Origin of the sequence: Psychrobacter sp. AOP22-C1-C5 (assembly GCF_052378885.1) — a bacterium.
In the GTDB taxonomy this organism is placed as follows: domain Bacteria; phylum Pseudomonadota; class Gammaproteobacteria; order Pseudomonadales; family Moraxellaceae; genus Psychrobacter.
The window spans coordinates 1-631 of the sequence record NZ_JBQSYC010000025.1 but is presented as its reverse complement, the minus strand read 5'-3'; the positions used below and the strand labels follow the sequence as shown (position 1 = coordinate 631).

The window sequence follows — 631 nt, the reverse complement described above, 5'->3', positions numbered from 1 at the left end:
CTAAGTGATGCCCAGTGGGCAAAGATAGCACCGTATTGTGCAGGTAAAGAGACCGATGTTGGTAGAACAGCGGTAAATAATCGACTATTTATCGAAGCTGTTCTATGGATTGTCCGAACAGGTAGTCCGTGGCGAGACTTACCCCCTGAATTTGGTAACTGGAACAGTGTTTATAAGCGCTACCGTCGATGGGTAAAAAGCGATAGATTCAGCAAGCTATTTAATGCTCTGAATGACTCAGATTTAGAGTATGCCATGATTGATGGCACTATTGTTAAGGTACATCGTCATGGACAAGGCGCAAAAGGGGGGCTTGTCATCAGGCAATTGGCAAATCAAGAGGCGGTATGACCACTAAAATCATGGCAATGGTTGATGCATTAGGCAACCTTGTTGATTTTACTTTATTGAAAGGACAACAGCATGACATGGCTGGCGTTAAACCTTTAATTAAAGACAAAGAGTTTGGTGCATTGCTTGCTGATAGAGCCTTTGACACGGATTGGCTACTGCTAGACTTAGAAGAGCGTGGTAGCAAAGCGGTCATACCCCCTAAACGCTCTCGTTTAAAGCAACGAGATTTCGATAAAGAAATGTACAAGTGGCGTCACTTAATCGAGAACTTCTTCTG

At 43.6% G+C, this 631-nt stretch carries 1 pseudogene; it reads left to right on the top strand.

Features of this window, described 5'->3' with window-relative positions:
• A pseudogene (locus tag ACT3TH_RS13690) lies at positions 1–631 on the top strand (IS5 family transposase); the annotation flags it as partial.